This window comes from Duganella sp. Dugasp56 (genome assembly GCF_047304105.1).
Classification (GTDB): Bacteria; Pseudomonadota; Gammaproteobacteria; order Burkholderiales; family Burkholderiaceae_D; genus Rugamonas; species Rugamonas hordei.
Genome location: NZ_JBGLYQ010000030.1, coordinates 32,477 through 46,268, shown reverse-complemented (window position 1 = coordinate 46,268; position 13,792 = coordinate 32,477). Strand labels below are relative to the sequence as shown.

Genomic DNA, 13,792 nt, shown 5'->3' with positions numbered 1-13,792 from the left:
CTGATGGCGATGAGCTGACGCCCCCTCCCCTTAGTTGAAGCTGAGCCCGCTGCTGCTGGCGTTGCTCAGCGTCTTAGCTTTCAGGTCGATCGTGAAGTGGTCGCTCGGCTTGCCCGAACCCAGGCCCTTCAGGATTGCGAACACCTGCTTGAACTGGTTCTGGAACGGCACGTGCACCGGGTTCTGGTCCGACGGCTGATCGCCGATCCTGGCGATGGCGGCAGGCGACGCAGGGAACGCCGCCATCAACACCTTGTACTGCGCCACGCGCTCGGCGCCCATGTCGCGCAGCGCCAGCTCGCCGGCGTACACCGTGCGGTGGAAGTCGCCGTAAAACTCGTAGGCGCTGATCTTGGCGAAGTCGGCCAGCTTGAGGTTGGCGGCGGCGGCCAGCTGCTCGGCCTTGGCGGTGGCCGCGGCCCAGTCGGCGGTCAGCTGGCTGGCGGCGACACCGCCGTCGGCGACCGTGCCCTTGGCGGCGCAGGCGGCCGTGATCGGCAGCACGCCGGGATTGTCCTTCAGCTGCGCCAGCGTGACCCTGGTCTGCAGCTGCGACAGTATCAGCATCTGGCGCGCGTCCAGCGACATCGCCGCTTCCTTCATTTCGCACGGCCAGTAGTCGCCCATGAAGCGCAGGCGCGACAGTTCGCCGAAGTAGGTGCGGGTGAACTCGCCATATGACCTGGTGTCGAGGATGCCGCGGTTCCAGCGCTTGGCGACATCGCTTGCCAGCACGCTGCCCTGCAGGTAGTCGTACTCGGTCTGGTACAGCGGGAACAGCTCGTTGTAGCGCGGGACGCTGTTCAACGCCACGGTCTGCACGTCGATCTGGTCCTTGCTCTGGTAGCTGACGATCTTGTAGGCGGCGCCGAACACGGCCAGCGAGGGCGACTGCACGTTGACCAGGTAGTTGCCGGCGGCGTCCTTGTAGTCGTTGGTGCCGTTAAAGTGCATGTGGCCGCCCATGTGCAGCGGCAGGCCGGTGGCGGCCAGCGCGGCGGTGGTGGGGGCGTCCGGCATGCGCGTGATCTGGAACGCGCCGGACTTGAAGACGGCCTTCATGGCGCTGGTCTGGTTGGCGTAGAAGTCCATCGTCGGATAGTGCGAGAAGGCCATCAGCTGCTTGCCCTGCGCCTTGGCGCGCTCGGTCACCGACTTGATCCATTCCATCTGGTGGATCTTGTGCGTCAGCACCTTGTTCCAGCCCGCGTCGCCGGCGCCGTCATAGCCCTTGAAGGACGTCGGATTGGCCGGATCGAACTTGGCGTTCGGAATGTGGACGTTGGCGTCCAGCGCCAGCAGCCAGATGCCCTTGACCGGCTCGACCAGGTAGCTGGCGTCGATGATGTTGCCGCAGCGGGTGTAGGCCTTGCCCAGCTTGGCTTCGCCGGCGGCCTTGTAGCTGCCGCCCTCGCCTTCGGCGCAGATCTCGAATTGGCGCTTGCCCAGGTCGGCGGCGGCGACGGCGGCGCTGTAGCTGTACTTGCCGTCGGCGTATTTGGTGAACGGGGTTTCCCAGTAGATGTCGTTCTGGTTCGGCGTGTAGCCGAAGTCGCCCAGCTTGGTCAGCAGCTTTTCGTAGCCCTGCTCCATCAGCTGGTTGGTGCAGATCACGGCCGGGTCCTTGGCCTTGCAGGCGGCGGCGCCGGTGGCATAGATTTTCTGCTCCTTGCCGTCCCGGGTCAGGAAGTCGTTCTTGCCGGCCTCGTCGTCGTCGAACGGCTCGTTCGGATCGTGGTTGCCGGGGGCGATGAAGAAGCGCATGCCCTTGCCCTGGTATTCGTGCAGGATGTCGGCGATGCCGTCGATGTTGATCGGCTGGGCGTCGTCGGAAATGTCGCCCGGCAGCGCGACCAGACGGATGTTCTTGCTGAAGGCGTCGTCCAGCGCGGCGCGGAAGGCGAAGTAGTTTTCGTTGAACAGCCGGGTCGAGGTCAGCTCGGCATACATGGTGCGGATGGTGGCGTTCTTCCCGTCCTTGGTCGGGATGCCGGCGAAGTTGGGGTTCTTCAGGTCGCCGTAGATGTTCTCGAAGTGGACGTCGCTCATGAAGGCGACGGCGGTCGAGTTGTAGCCGTTGCCGGGATTGGTCTCGGTGATCGGCACGCCGTCGCTGCCGCAGGCGGCCAGCAGCGAGGTCATGGCGGCGGCCGCGATCAGCGGGCCGCCGGGGAAGGCTAAACGCATACAAAACTCCATCAGGCTGTTAAGGTCGAGCGCATTGTTGCACCGACACGTGACAGCCTGATTACATTTTGGTAGCGCTTCCAGTTTCCTTTTATGCCGCCTTGGCCGGGGCGGCGGTGCTTGTCGCCACAGCGACCGCCGGCTTGCGTATCAGCAGGATGATGCCGGCGGCCACCAGGCAGGCGGCGCCGGCGGCAAACAGCGCCGGGTTGTAGGTCAGCATCAGGGTGCGTACGCGGCCGGCGCCGTACGCGGCCACGGCGGCGCCCAGCTGGTGGCCGGCGAACACCCAGCCAAACACCATGCCGGCCTTCTCCTTGCCGAAGGTGGCGCCCGCCAGGCGCACCGTCGGCGGCACGGTGGCGATCCAGTCCAGCCCGTAGAACATGGCGAACAGCGACAGGCCGTACAAGGTGAATTCCGAATACGGCAGCCAGAACAGCGACAAGCCGCGCAAGCCGTAGTACATGAACAGCAGCTTGCGGTTGTCGTAGCGGTCCGACAGCCAGCCCGAGGCGATGGTGCCGACCAGGTCGAACGCGCCCATCATCGCCAGCACCGAAGCGGCCGGCACGGCGGACAGGCCCGCGTCGCCGCACAGCGAGATGAAGTGGGTCTGGATCAGGCCGTTGGTGCTGAGGCCGCAGATGAAGAAGGTGCCGAACAGTATCCAGAACACACGGTTGTTGGCGACGCCGGCCAGCACCTTGAACGGCGTGGCGAAAGTCACTTTCATCGGCGGCGCGATCGGGGCTACCGGAGTGCCGGGCGCGGCGCCATACGGCGCCAGGCCGACCTCGTTCGGACGGTTGCGCATCAGCAGGAACACCAGCACGGCGACGATGGCGCAGGCGGCGAACACGGGGATCACCGCCATGCGCCAGCCGAAGTGCTCGATCAGCCAGGCGCCGACCGGCAGGAAGATCAGCTGGCCGGTGGCCGAGCTGGCCGTCAGCACGCCGACCACCAGGCCGCGGTGAGTGTCGAACCAGCGGGTGGAGACGACGGCGCTGAGCACCAGCGCCGTCATGCCGGAACCGATGCCCAGCATGATGCCCCAGAACAGCACCAGGTGCCAGAACTGGGTCATTTGCGTGGCCAGCGCCAGGCCGGCCGCCACCAGGGTCAGCGCGGTGACGACGACGTTGCGCAGGCCGAAGCGCTCCATCAGGATGGCCGCAAACGGCCCCATCAGGCCGAACAGCACGAAGCGCACGGCCAGCGCAGACGAGATCTGCTCTACGTCCCAGCCGAATTCTTTCGACAACGGTTGCAGCAGCGCGCCTGGCAGGCCCAGCGCGGCCGACGAGGTCAAGGCGGTCAGGAAGGTGATGGCGACGATCACCCACGAAAAGTGCAGGCCGCGCTTGTGCAGCCAGTTGGATAAGCTCAGGGCTAACATGATGTCCTCACGATGGCGATGCGTGCGGAAAGGCACGCTATGTCGCCACTTTACATGATGATCATCATGAATACAAGGAAAATAATGGGCCGCTGGGAGGCGGCCCGGAAAGACGGCTTACTTGATGCGCAGCGAGCTTTGCACCTTGTTCACGCCCTTGACGTTGCGGGCCACATCGACCGCCTTGTCCACTTCAGCCTGCGACGGCACGAAGCCGCTCAGCATCACGGTGCCGTTGGTGGTTTCCACATGCACGTCCAGCGACTTCAGCGCCGGCTCGGCCAGCAGTTCGGTCTTGACCTTGGTGGTGATCACGGAATCGGCGACGGTGTCCTTGGCCATGGCGCTTTTCTGCTTGGTTTCGCAGGAAGCCTTGTCGGTGCCGGTCAGCGTGCTGCAATCGATGCCGGTCTGGGCGACGTCGGCCATTTGCTTGCCGGCCTTGGCGTCGTTGATGGCGGCCACGTGCATCGACTTGGCGGTGCTCTGGCAGCTATCCTTGTCGGCGCCGGTCAGCGGCGAGCACTTGGCCTTGGCCAGGCTGTAGTTGGCGTCGGCCACTTCGGTCTGGGCTTTCTGGATGGATTTCTTATCGTTCTTGTACTGCATCGCGGCGGTCGCCTCGGCGTTGGCGCGGGTCACCTTGGCCTGTTCGACGCAGATATCCTTGGCGTTGCCCGATTGTCCATCGCAAGCGGCCTTGGCGGATTTATAGTCGATTTCAGCCTGTTTGGTCGCGGCCTTGTACGCCACCGTGTCGTTATTCGGGGTGGTGGCGGCGAAGCTGGCGCTGGCCGCGGTGGCCATGACGAAGAAGAGTAACTTGTTCATGATGTGTCCCTTTTTGTGGTGGTTGGCTAGGAACACATTAAACGCCGGGCGGCGCGGATACTCTGTGCGCAAACGTACACTGTTCGGCAATTGCCTGCGGTGTGGTTTATTCGTCGCGCAGCAGGCCCTGGCGCCACAGTTTGCCGGCTTGTTCGAACAGGGGCAGGTCGCCGGCAAACGCGGCGCCGGTGGGCGCCAGCTGCAGCCAGGCCAGCGTGCTGTGCGAGCGGGTGGCCGGCGACGGCTGGCGCACCTTGGCCATCCACGCGGCGACGTCGCCGTACTGCGCCGGGTGGCGCTGCTGGATCCAGGCCAGCGCGACCAGGTCGGCGAAGCCCTCCTCGCGGCGGGTTACGCGCAGCGCCTGCAACTGCTCCTGCGTCGCGTCCGGCGCCGCGGGAGCGCTTTCCTCGAAACCGGCCGGCAGCACGTGCCAGATGCCTTGCGCGTAACGCCAGCAATGGCCGATCTCGTGGGCGACCATCGCCTCGATCATCAGCGGCTGCTGCGCGGCCGGTACCGAGGACAGGATGTCTTCCGCATTCGGATTGCCGCGCATCGACAGCACCAGCTTGCAGCGGCCGTCCTGGAAGCCCAGCGCCAGCGGCACGTCGTTGGCACGCGCCTGCGGTTGCACGGTGATATCGATCGGCAGCTTGAGTTCCTGCTTGGCGTAGGCCAGCACGGCGGAACCGGCGCTGAGCCAGCGGGTTTCCATCTCGGTCAGCTGGGCGGCCGACGCGAGGCTGGATGACAGGAGCAGCAGGAGGAATAAGGTGCGCTTGATCATGGTGATCAAACTGTAGCATGCTGACGGCAATAAAAATTGCCTTATGGAAGGTTCTACAACACTAAATTAATACGTAGAAAAAGTTGAATCGTTGAGGTTTTGAAAGCAATCCGGGGTCAGATCCGACATTTGGACACAAGCTCTGCCGTAGCGACTGCTACGGCAGAGCTTGTGTCCAAATGTCGGATCTGACCCCGGATTTTTTATTTACCCAGCAGCGTATTGGCGGTCTTGAATTCCGGACGGATGTCGTTCGGAACTGCTTTCATTTTATCCAGCGCTTTTTGCACGTCCGGACGGATCACCACATACTTGGCCATCATGTCCTTGGCCCGGGCGTAGTCGCCGGTGGCTTCGATGGTCAGGAACTCGCGGTCCAGGTCGATCACGGCCTGCTTGATCTTCTTGAAATCCACCGCGAAGGTGCCGTCGCCGTGCGAGATGAAACCTCCCTTGTCGAGGATGTAGTTCATCTGGATCGCCATCCCGCGCGCGTGCGAATCGGTCAGGCCGAAGTGCAAGGTGCGGAAGGCCGATGCCAGGAACGTGGTGTACAGCTTGCGCTCGGCGGCGGCGCCCTGCCCCAGCGTGCCGGCCAACTGCCCCTTGTCCATCATGTAGCCCAGGGCGTACAGGCCGGTGATGTCGGCCTTGGCTTCCTCGATGGTCGAATAGGCTTCCTTCAGGTCCTGGCGCGGCGTCGATTCGGCGCCGTTGTTTTTGGTGATGTGCGGACCCAGGCCATGGGTGATTTCGTGCGCCAGGATGTGGGTGAAGAAGGAATCGAAATCGACGTCCTTCTGGTCGGCCGGCTTCAGCACCAGTTTGGAGATCGGCGTCAGCGTGGACTTGAATTTGGCCTGCTGCACATTCTTCAGCATCACGCGCTTGGAGCCGCGCTGGCTGATGATGCGCTCGTCGTTCGGCAGGTTGTAGGCGGCCGTCTGCACGCCCATGTTGCCGTCGCCGGCGCCATACACCTGGTTGACCACCACCATCGGCGCCAGCGCGCCGACTTTCGGATTGCGGTACTGCGCGTCCAGCGGCAGGTTGTCTTCCAGCTCCTGCATGTGCTTGGCGAAGAAGTCCAGCTTCTGCGTTTCCTTCTGGTCGCGGATGTTGACGTAGGCTTCAAACGCGGCCTTGTAGCCGAACAGCTCGTCGTTGTAGGTTTCGTATGGGCCGATGGTGATGTCGACCGGCGCGTCCAGGTCCATCCAGGCGAAGTCGGAGGCCAGGTAGTCGTTGCTCAGGAAGGCATCGGCGCGCAGTTCCAGGAATTTCTTCAGCGAGGCGTTGTCGGTTTCGGCGGCGGCCTGCTTCAGCAGCGCGGCGGCCTTTTCCAGTTCCGGCTTGTATTCGTCAGAGTATTTGACGGTCTTGAACTGGCCGTCGGCGTTTTTGCGGATGGTGGTGAAGAACCATTGCGCCTGCTCTTTGTCGATCGCCGGCAAGGCGTTCATCCAGGTTTCCAGCGCCTGCTTGCTGACGCCTTCAGGATAGAAATTGCCGGCTTCGGGCTTCTTGGCCGGCACGGCGATGCCCGACACTTCGGCGGGCAGGAAGCTTTGATGGTCGTCCAGGATCGACCACGGGCCCTTGTTGAGCCAGAAGTAGTTCAGGCGCGCCTTGCCCAGCGGGGTCTGGTCTTTTTGCAGCGCGGCCCACAGGGCCTCGTTGCCGGACCAGCGCTGGCGCAGCTGCAGCACGTCGATGATCTTGGCCGCTTCGATCAGCTTGGCGATGGCCTTCTTGTCGCCAGCAGAGAGTTTGCTGGTGTCGGCGGTCAGCGCGATCGGCGCGAACCGCTTGGTCATCTTGTCCAGATCGGCGAGGCTCGCAGGCGCGGCGAAAGCGGAGGCGCAGGCGGCTGCCAGGGCCAGAGGGAGCAGTATTTTTTTCATTGGATCCTCGGGTAGAGTGAGGCCCACATTATACGATCACCGCTCCCGCATGCCTCACCAGGCCCTGTATATCCGCCCCGTTTCCGCGCCATCGACGCTGCGGGCGTAGGACAAGGCGGCGCGGCTGCCCTCGATCGGCTCGAAGCCGGTGAACAGGTCGCCGAACAGATGCACCGACTCCTGCAGCACCGTCGGGCTGACGGCATTGATGCGCAAGCCGCGCGGCAGCTCGATCGCGGCCGCCCGCACGAATCCCTGCACCGCCGCATTGGCGGTGGAAGCCGCCACCGCGCCCCGTATCGGATGCTCGGTATCGACACCGCTGGTCAGCGTGATCGAGCCACCATCGCTGAGAAACTCCTGCGCGACCAGCACCACGTTGACCTGCCCCATCAGCTTGCCGTTCAGACCGACGTGAAAATGCGCCGGCGTCAGCCCGGCAAGCGGCCCCACATGCAAAGCCCCTGCCGCCACCACCACCGCGTCGACGCGGCCGACCTTTTCAAACAACGCCCGTACCTGCGCGATGTCCTCGATATCGACCTGATACTGTCCGCCGCGCGCACCGACCGTCACCACCTCATGCCGCTGCCCCAGCTGCTCGACAACGGCCCGGCCGATGGTCCCGCTCCCGCCGACAACGACCACCTTCACGCCGAGGCTCCCCACGCGCGATACACCTGGCCCGTCTGCGCACCGTCAACGCTGCGCGCATAAGACAGCGCCGCGCGGCGCGCCGGCACCGGCTCGAAGCCGATGAAGAACGGACCATAGCTGCCCATCGATTCTTCCAGCACCGTCGGGCTGACTACATTGATGCGCAAGCCGCGCGGCAGCTCGATCGCCGCGCCGCGCGCAAAGCCTTCGATCGCAGAATTGACCATGGTGGCGCTGACGCCGTTGCGGATAGGCTCATCGGCCACGATGCCGCTGGTCAGCGTGATCGAGCCGCCGTCGTTAAGGTATTCCTGTGCCACCAGCGCCACATTGACCTGCCCCATCAACTTGCTGTTCAGGCCCACATAAAACTGCTCCGGCGTGAAGCCGACCAATGGCGCGAAATGCAGAGCGCCCGCGGCCACCACCACCGCGTCGACGCGGCCGATCTGCGCAAACAAGGCCCGTACTTGCGCGATATCCGCGATGTCGGCCTGATACTGCCCACTGCTGGAGCCGACGGTGACGATCTCATGCCGCTGCCCCAGTTGCTCCACAACCGCCTTGCCAACCGTGCCCGCTGCGCCAATAACGACTACTTTCATGATGTTCTCCTTGTGAGTGATGGGATGAACGTCAGTATCCACCTCAACACCAAAGGAATAAATGAGCTAACATGAAGATCATTACTAACTCATACTTAGCAATAACATGGACAAGCTGCGCAGCATGGAGATCTTCGTCGCCGTCGTCGACGCCGGCAATTTCACGGCCGCCGCCAGCGCCTTCCAGCTGTCGCCGGTGATGATCGGCAAGCACATCGCCCACCTGGAGGCCACGCTGGGCGCGCGCCTGCTGACGCGCACCACGCGCCGCCAGAGCCTGACCGAGATCGGCGCCCAGTACGTCGAACAATGCCGCGCCATCCTGGCGCAGATCGCCGCCGCCGAAACCGGCGCCGAGGCGATGCGCAGCGTGCCGCGCGGACGGATACGCATCACCGCGCCCTTCTCCTTCGGCAGCGAGTGGCTGGCGCCGGCGATCACCGACTACCTGCGCCTGCACCCGGAAGTGAGCGTGGATCTCAGTCTCAACGACCGCATGGTCGACATGGTGGAGGAAGGCTACGACGCCGCCGTGCGCATCGGCGCGCTGGACGACTCCGGCATGATCGCGCGTCCGCTGTTCAACTACGCGATGGCGATCTGCGCCTCGCCGGCGTATCTGGCGCGGCGTGGCACGCCGCAAACGCCGGACGACCTGGCCGGACACGAATGCCTGGATTTCATGGTGGGCGCGGTGGGCGTGCGCTGGCGCCTGCAGTCGGTGCATGACGTGCGCGGCAAGCGCGAGCTGCCGGCCAGCCGCTTCCGCACCAACAGCGGACAGGCTTTGCGCATGGCCGCGCTCAAGGATTTTGGCATTGTGATGCAGGCCGAAGTGCTGCTGGCGCAGGACATTGCCGCCGGACGGCTGGTGCCCATCCTGTGCGGCCACCTGCCACCGGCGCGTCCGATGAACCTGGTCTACCCGCGCGACCGGCGGGCCACGCCCAAGCTGACCACCTTCATCGACTTCGTGGTGGAACGCTTCGGGCCAGCGGCAGGGTTGCCGCTGGCCTCATCCGCGTAAAGGGTAACGTCAGTTGGACAGCGGCTTGATGGCGCCGTTCTGCGCCACCGTCGCCAGCTGCGCCGACGGCTGCCAGCCAGCGCCCAGCGCGCGCGCCACCGACACCGCCGCCAGCAGGCGCTGGGTGTTGATCTGCACCGCCGCGCGGTCGGCCGCCAGCGCGCTGCGTTGCGCATCGGTCACGTCGAGATAAGTCGACACGCCGCGCTCGTAGCGCGCACGCGCCACCAGGTAGCCGCGCGCCGCCGCCACTTGCGAGGCTTGCTGCGCCTCGCCCTGCAGCTGGCGTTCCTGCACGTCCGACAGCGCGTCTTCCACTTCGCGCAGCGCCGTCAGCAGCTTGGTCTCGTGGTTGGCGATCGCCTCTTCATAGCGCGCCTTCGAGATCGCCAGGTTGGCCTTGTTGCGGCCGCCGTCGAAGATCGGCAGCGACAGCGCCAACGGGCCGACGCTGAACTGGCGCGAACCGCCCTTGCCCAGCTCGCGCAGGCTCTCCGACGCATAGCCGAAGTTGGAGGTCAGCGTCAGCGACGGATAGAACGCGCCTTCGGCCACGCCGATCTGCGCATTGGCCGCGCGCAGGTTGGCCACGCTGCCCGCCAGGTCCGGGCGTTGCGCCAGCAGGCTGGCCGGCAGGCCGACAGGAATCGCCGGCGGCAGCGGCAGCACGGCCGGATCGGCCTTGGCCGCCGTCAGCATCGCCGACGGCGAAGCGCCGACCAGGGTCGCCAGGCTGTGCTCGAGCAGGTAGCGCTGACGCTGCACTTCATGCAGGTCGGCTTGCGCGTTGGCGCGCTCGATGCGCGCGCGCGACACGTCCAGTTCATTCGACAGGCCGGCGTTGAAACGCGCCGTCACCAGCTCCTCGGTTTCGCGGCGGGTGTCGAGCGCGCCGTTCAGGATCGCCATCTCGGCGTCCAGGCCGCGCAGCTGCCAGTAGGTGGTCGCCAGCTGCGACGACAGCAGCAACAGCACACCGTCGCGGTCCGCTTCCGCCACCAGCGCCTGAGCGTCCGACGCTTCGACCAGGCGGCGCACGCGGCCCAGCAGATCGAGTTCGTACGACATCGAGGCGCCGACCGCGTAGTTATTACCCTTGATCGAACGCCCGCCCAGCGCCAGGCCTTGCGACGTTTCGGCCGAGGTGCGCGAGTTCGACACCGAGGTGTTGACGCTCAGCGACGGCTGCTGGTTGGCACGCGACACGCCGGCCTGCTCCAGCGCCTGCACCAGCCGCTGCGCCGCCGCCTTCACGCTCGGGTTGTCGCGCAGCGCGGTCTGTTCGAGACGGTTCAGCGTATCGTCGTTGAACACGGTCCACCACTGGGCGGGCAGGTGCGCCTCGCTGGCGCCGGCTTGCGGCAGGTGGCGGAACGACGCATCGGCGACGTTTTTCGGCGCAGAGAAATCGCTGCCGACGGTGGCGCAGCCGCTGATGGCCAGCGTAACGGAGACAGCGAGCGTCAGGCGCTTCAAAGCTGAATTCAACATGGTGTTACCTCACTTAATATTTTAGATTGAAGGCCGGCGCTTAGTGCGCGCCGCCGCCACCGCCCGACGAAGGGGCTTTAACTTTGTCCGAGAACCACAGCACCCCGATGCAGCCGAACAGCACCGCCGCGACCAGGAAGAAGCCGTCGTTGTAAGCCATCACATACGCCTCGCGCCGCACGATGCCGTCGACCGCCTTCAGCGCCATGTCGGACGCGCTGGTCGCATCGAAGCCCTTGCTCATGAAGGACTGCGTCAGCGCCGCCAGGCGTTCCTGCGTGGCCGCCGCGAAGCCGGTCACCGATTCGCCGATGCGCTGCGAGTGGAAGTGCTCGCGCGAAGTCAGCGCGGTGGCCAGCAGCGCGATGCCGATCGAACCGCCCAGGTTGCGGGTCATGTTGATCAGGCTCGATGCCGACGGCATGTCCTTGGGCTCGATGCCGTTCATCGCGAAGTTCGACAAGGTCAGCATGACGAACGGCTGGCCCAGCGCGCGCACCACCTGCGACAGCAGCAACTGGTCATAGCCGGTGGAAGCGTCCATGTAGGCGTTCATCAGGCAGGAGCCGCCGAACAGCAGCAGGCCGAAGGTGCACAGGATGCGGTTGTCGATCTTCGACGACAGCTTGGCCACGAACGGCATGATGAACAGCTGCGGCAGGCCGGCCCACATGATCACTTCGCCGATCTGCATCGGCGAGTAGCCGGCGATCTGGCCCAGGTACAGCGGCAGCAGGAAAGCCGAGCCGTACAGGCCCATGCCCATCGCCATCGACAGCGCGGTGGCCGCGAAGAAGTTGCGGCGGCCGTACAGTCCCAGGTTGACGAAGGGCTGGGCGCGCATGGCGCTGGTGACCACCCAGCCCAGCAGGCCGACGATGGCCAGCGCCGCGAAGGTGATGATGAACGACGAGTCGAACCAGTCCTTGCTGTTGCCCTCTTCGAGGAACACCGTCAGGCTGCCCAGGCCCACGGCCATGAAGGCGATGCCCAGCCAGTCGGCGTTGAGCAGCAGGTTGAGCTGACGCTTTTCCTTGTCCAGGCCGACGGCGATGCCGCCGATCAGCAGCAGGCCGGGCACCCAGTTGATGTAGAAGATCGACGGCCAGCCATACAGCTCGCTCAGATAGCCGCCGAAGGTCGGGCCCATCGACGGCGCCAGCGTCGCCGTCAGGCCGAAGATGGCCATGCCGGCCGCGCGCTTGGACGGCGGCAGCTGGGTCATCACCAGGGTCATCGCCATCGGAATCAGCGCGCCGCCGGTAAAGCCCTGCAGCATGCGGAAGGCGATCATGCTCGGCAGGTTCCAGGCGAAGCCGCACAGGGTCGAGAAGCCGAGGAACAGCGCGGTGGTGCCCATCATGTAGGCGCGGACGCCGAACACGCGCGACAGCAGGCCGGTCATCGGAATGACGATGATCTCGGCCACCAGGTAGGCGGTGGCGATCCACGAGCCCTCTTCCTGCGTGGCCGACAGGGTGCCGAGGATGTCCTTCAGCGACGAGTTGGTGATCTGGATGTCGAGCACCGCCATGAAGGCGCCCAGCATGCCGGCGGCCACCGCCATCCAGGTGCGGCCGGAGACCTTCTCGCCCGGCACGGCGGGCACGAAAGGCTTCCCGGCGGCCGGCGTATCGATTGTGGTGCTAGCCATGGCGCGTCCTTAGTGCTGGTTGATGGCCACTTCGGCGATCGCCGACATGCCCGGTACCAGGCGGCCGCTCAACGCTTTCACGTCTTCCGGCTTGAAGGTGATCTTGACCGGCACGCGCTGGACGATCTTGGTGAAGTTGCCGGTGGCGTTATCGGCCGGCAGCAGCGCGAACTGGGCGCCCGAGGCCGGGGCGAAGCTGTCCACCTTGCCGATCAGTTCACGGCCCGGAATCGCGTCGATGGTGACTTTGACTTCCTGGCCCGGCTTCAGGCCGGCCAGCTGGGTTTCCTTGAAGTTGGCGGTCAGCCAGACGTTTTCCTGCACGATGGCGGTCAGCTGCTGGCCAGCCGTCACGCGCTGGCCCACTTCGATGGTGCGCTTGCCGATACGGCCGCCGACCGGTGCCAGGATCTTGTTGTAGGCCAGCTGCTGCTCGGCGTCCTTCAGCTGCACGCGCAGCACGCTCACCTGCGCCTTGAGCACGTCGCGCGCCGAACGGGCGGCGTTGATCTGGGCCTTGGCGGCGGTGGCGCTGTCCTTGCGCGCGGCCAGATCGGCCACGGCGCTGGCGCGGCCGGCGACGGCGGCGTCCAGTTCCGCTTTCGACACGGCTTTCATCTGGCTGTTATACAGCTGGCCGTAACGTTCGGCGTCCTGTTTGGCGCGCACCAGCTGGGCTTCCGACTGCGCCACCTGGGCGGCGGCGCCGCTGGCCTGGGCCTGCACCTGGGCGATCTGCGCGTCCGACTGCAGCACCTGCTGCTCGGCGCTGGCGATCTGCGCCTGGATCTGCTCCACCTTGACGTGCTGGTCGAATGGATCCAGTTCGGCGATGACATCGCCTTCCTTGACGATCTGGTTATCGTCGATCAGCACCTTGGTGACCACGCCGGAGATGCGCGCCGACACCGGATGCACGTGGCCGGCAACATAGGCGTTCTCGGTCTCGACGAAATAATGGCTGCGATACCACATGCGGCCACCGGCGGCTAGTGCGGCCAGCGCGACGATCGCGGCGATCACCAGCACGCGGCGGTTGGACTTGGCCGGCGCTGCCGGGGCGGCCGGCGCCACCGGAGCGGTTTGGGCGGCGGGAACGGCGCTGAGCACTTTCTGTTCTTGGTTGTGCTGGGTGGACATGTGCGGCTCCAAAAGAGAAATGAAATGGAAGAAGTGCATTATTGGCCGGTTTTTCGGCAAAGTCAAGAAATGAAACGATTGCATTTCATTTTATTTTGGACTAC

General features: G+C 64.9%; 11 protein-coding genes. 1 reads left to right on the top strand and 10 read right to left on the bottom strand.

The annotated features are described in order from the left end of the window. Positions 1-30: 30 nt before the first annotated feature. From ACCD07_RS20810 to ACCD07_RS20780, 7 genes are all read right to left on the bottom strand, one after another. Positions 31-2,187 (bottom strand): metallophosphoesterase, encoded by a 2,157-nt coding sequence (locus tag ACCD07_RS20810; protein ID WP_413448433.1) that lies wholly within the window; start codon positions 2,185-2,187, stop codon positions 31-33. Between the two features lie 91 nt (positions 2,188-2,278). Continuing rightward, positions 2,279-3,589, bottom strand: a complete 1,311-nt coding sequence (locus tag ACCD07_RS20805; protein WP_413448432.1) for an MFS transporter — start codon at positions 3,587-3,589, stop codon at positions 2,279-2,281. Positions 3,590-3,706: 117 nt separating this feature from the next. Continuing rightward, positions 3,707-4,420: a BON domain-containing protein gene (locus ACCD07_RS20800; protein ID WP_176652823.1), complete on the bottom strand. Its 714-nt coding sequence runs from the start codon at positions 4,418-4,420 to the stop codon at positions 3,707-3,709. 106 nt (positions 4,421-4,526) lie between these two features. Next, positions 4,527-5,210 carry a hypothetical protein gene (locus ACCD07_RS20795; RefSeq protein ID WP_353403286.1) on the bottom strand — a complete coding sequence of 228 codons (684 nt, stop codon included), beginning with the start codon at positions 5,208-5,210 and terminating at the stop codon, positions 4,527-4,529. A gap of 203 nt (positions 5,211-5,413) precedes the next feature. Continuing rightward, positions 5,414-7,114: a dipeptidyl-peptidase 3 family protein gene (locus tag ACCD07_RS20790; protein WP_413448431.1), complete on the bottom strand. Its 1,701-nt coding sequence runs from the start codon at positions 7,112-7,114 to the stop codon at positions 5,414-5,416. Between the two features lie 54 nt (positions 7,115-7,168). Further along, positions 7,169-7,768, bottom strand: coding sequence for a short chain dehydrogenase (locus ACCD07_RS20785; RefSeq protein WP_176652820.1), 600 nt, complete (start codon positions 7,766-7,768; stop codon positions 7,169-7,171). Then, positions 7,765-8,376, bottom strand: coding sequence for a short chain dehydrogenase (locus ACCD07_RS20780; RefSeq protein WP_176652819.1), 612 nt, complete (start codon positions 8,374-8,376; stop codon positions 7,765-7,767). Before ACCD07_RS20780 ends, ACCD07_RS20785 begins: the two co-directional genes overlap by 4 nt. A 106-nt stretch (positions 8,377-8,482) precedes the next feature. On the opposite strand from ACCD07_RS20780, the gene ACCD07_RS20775 reads away from it, so the two are divergent. Beyond that, complete coding sequence (locus ACCD07_RS20775) at positions 8,483-9,403, top strand: LysR family transcriptional regulator (protein WP_176652818.1); 921 nt, start codon at positions 8,483-8,485, stop codon at positions 9,401-9,403. A gap of 9 nt (positions 9,404-9,412) precedes the next feature. Here the strand turns inward: ACCD07_RS20775 and ACCD07_RS20770 are convergent, their stop codons facing one another. From ACCD07_RS20770 to ACCD07_RS20760, 3 genes are read right to left on the bottom strand one after another with little or no spacing between them, the layout of a single operon-like run. Next, complete coding sequence (locus ACCD07_RS20770) at positions 9,413-10,894, bottom strand: efflux transporter outer membrane subunit (protein ID WP_176652817.1); 1,482 nt, start codon at positions 10,892-10,894, stop codon at positions 9,413-9,415. Between the two features lie 40 nt (positions 10,895-10,934). Beyond that, a complete protein-coding gene (locus ACCD07_RS20765) occupies positions 10,935-12,548 on the bottom strand; it encodes a DHA2 family efflux MFS transporter permease subunit (protein WP_353403291.1) in 1,614 nt (537 codons plus the stop codon). Between the two features lie 9 nt (positions 12,549-12,557). Beyond that, on the bottom strand, positions 12,558-13,688 hold the full coding sequence (locus ACCD07_RS20760; RefSeq protein WP_413448430.1) for an HlyD family secretion protein: 1,131 nt from the start codon (positions 13,686-13,688) through the stop codon (positions 12,558-12,560). Positions 13,689-13,792: the final 104 nt, after the last annotated feature.